The sequence below is a fragment of the Halorubrum tibetense genome (genome assembly GCF_042661865.1).
Lineage (GTDB): Archaea > Halobacteriota > Halobacteria > Halobacteriales > Haloferacaceae > Halorubrum > Halorubrum tibetense.
In genome coordinates this window covers 1-1,558 of record NZ_JBHSWW010000414.1, presented here as the reverse complement: position 1 = coordinate 1,558, position 1,558 = coordinate 1, and the positions used below count along the sequence as shown (strand labels likewise).

Genomic DNA, 1,558 nt, shown 5'->3' with positions numbered 1-1,558 from the left:
CGAGGCTGGGGAGGCGTGAGGTGCGGGGCGGTTGCGGTGCCGGGCAGGCCGGGACTCAGCGGGGCGGGACGCAACGGGGCAGTCGCTGGCGACCTCGCCGCCGCCTGCCAGAGGCGCGAAGCGCGTCGCTGCCGCGAGGACGAAGCCCACCCACCGAAGTGATCTCGGTGCTTCGAGAGCCAGTCACGTATCGCCGAGCAGTTGGGTATTTAACGGCGTTCGCCGCCGATCCGCAACTGATCGCGTACAAATTACTCCGGGTCATATATAAACGCAGACCACGAGCGCCCACGAACCCGGCAGCGTCTCGGTCTCAGTCCAGACTCACGTCGACGTCGCGCTGGTGGGCGGCGGCCTTCACCGTATTATAAAGCAGCATCGCGCGCGTCATCGGCCCGACGCCGCCGGGCACGGGGGTAATCGCTCCCGCCACCTCGCTCGCCGACTCGTAGTCTACGTCCCCCACCAATTCGTACCCCTTCTCGGTGTCCGCCTCCACGCGATTTATCCCCACGTCGATCACGGTCGCGCCCGCCTTCAGCATCGAGCCGTCGATGAACTCCGGGATCCCCGCCGCCGCGACGACGATGTCCGCGTCCGCGAGCTTCGCCGCCAGATCCGTGGTCCGGGAGTGACACACCGTCGTGGTCGCGTTTCCAGTGGGTGACTTCTGGATCAGCAGGTTCGCCATCGGTTTACCGACGATGTCCGAACGACCGACCACCACCGCGTCCGCGCCCTCGGTCTCGACGTCGTACGCCGCGAGCAGCTGCTGGACGCCGTGGGGGGTACAGGGTTTGAATCGGGCGTCACCGGCGACGAGGCGGCCGACGTTCTCCGGGTGGAACCCGTCGACGTCCTTCGTGGGGTCGATCCGTCGGAGCACGCTGCGGGTGTCGACGTGGTCAGGTACGGGCAACTGGACTAAGATCCCGTGGACGTCCTCCCGACCGTTGAGCTCGTCGATGGTGTCGAACAGGGTCTCGGCGGGGGCGTCGACGTCGACGTCGACGTGGATCCCCTCGATCCCGACCTCCTCGCAGTCGCGCTGTTTCATCGAGACGTACGTCTCGCTCGCAGGGTCGTCGCTCATCAACACGGTCGCCAATCCCGGATCCACGCCCGCGTCCGCGAGCGTCTCCACGCAGTCGGCGACGTCCGACCGGACGTCGGCCGCGACCGCCTCGCCGTCGATGACCTCGGTCATAGCCGAGCTGGGTGCCGGAAGCGGCATAAACACTACGGGATGGTGCCAATACGAACGCCATTTGGATCCGCATATACCCACATTCGTGGATCAGCAAACCCGCCTCACTCGGGAAACAGCTCCAGCTCCCGGTCGATCGCATCGATCGCGGCGACCGCCTCCGAATCGAGCACAAGATCGGCGGCCGCGAGGTTCGCCCGGAGGTGCGGCTCGCTCGACGCCTTCGGGATCGTCACGACGGGTTCCTTCGAGAGCGCCCACGCGAGCGCGACCGCCTCCGGCGTCGTGTCGTGCGTCGCGGCCGCGTCGACGACCGGCTCGACCTCTCGGACTCGCCCACCCGCGAGCGGC

Annotated in this window: 2 protein-coding genes; both read right to left on the bottom strand. The window is 67.4% G+C overall.

Annotated features, from left to right (window positions below):
• Positions 1 to 313: 313 nt before the first annotated feature.
• Entirely contained in the window at positions 314 to 1,207 is an 894-nt protein-coding gene (locus tag ACFQEU_RS15695) for a tetrahydrofolate dehydrogenase/cyclohydrolase catalytic domain-containing protein (RefSeq protein WP_379783683.1), read from the bottom strand.
• 104 nt (positions 1,208 to 1,311) lie between these two features.
• Positions 1,312 to 1,558 (bottom strand): aldo/keto reductase (locus ACFQEU_RS15690; protein ID WP_379783681.1); only part of this gene is annotated, 247 nt, incomplete at its 5' end.

What these genes read in the sequence shown, in the direction of transcription:
- ACFQEU_RS15695 (WP_379783683.1), bottom strand. Translation starts at nt 1,207, where the DNA reads ATGACCGAGGTCATCGACGGCGAGGCGGTCGCGGCCGACGTCCGGTCG.